We start from the raw sequence: 610 nt of genomic DNA on the forward strand, positions 1-610 counted from the left end.
AGAAGAGCTCACCGAGGGGCAGCTCGACGTCGAAGGTGGAGCGGATGCGAGAGACGACTTGAGTGGCGAGGAGAGAGTGGCCGCCCAACTCGAAGAAGTCGCCGTGGATGCTGACGCGCTCCAGGCCGAGGACGTCGGAGAAGATGGAGGCGAGGCGGGACTGGGTGAGAGTGGAGGGAGGGGCGAAGTCGTCGCCGGAGGCGTCAGCTGCGGCGAAGTCGGGAGGAGGAAGAGCCTTCCTGTCGAGCTTCCCGTTGGCGGAGAGGGGGAAGGCGGAGAGGGAGACGAGAGCAGCCGGCACCATGTACTCGGGCAGGCGCTGGGAGAGGAATGAGCGGAGCGCGGACGTGTCGATGTCCTGCTCGGCGGCCGTGAAGTAGGCGACGAGACGCTTGTCGCCGGGGACGTCTTCGCGAGCGAGGACGACGGCTTCCTGGATGTCAGAGAAGAGGCGGAGGGCAGCCTCGACTTCGCCCAGCTCAATGCGGAAGCCGCGGACCTTCACCTGGAAGTCGGAGCGGCCGAGGAACTCGAGAGTGCCGTCGGCGAGCCAGCGGACTCGGTCACCGGTGCGGTAGAGGCGAGCACCAGGAGTGCTGCTGAAGGGATG

Annotated in this window: 1 protein-coding gene; it reads right to left on the reverse strand. The window is 66.7% G+C overall.

Features of this window, described 5'->3' with window-relative positions:
* On the reverse strand, nt 1-610 hold a 610-nt coding region (locus HUA74_RS44960; protein ID WP_174459515.1), incomplete at both ends, for a phosphopantetheine-binding protein.

Origin of the sequence: Myxococcus sp. CA051A, from assembly GCF_013336705.1 — a bacterium.
GTDB lineage: Bacteria > Myxococcota > Myxococcia > Myxococcales > Myxococcaceae > Myxococcus > Myxococcus llanfairpwllgwyngyllgogerychwyrndrobwllllantysiliogogogochensis.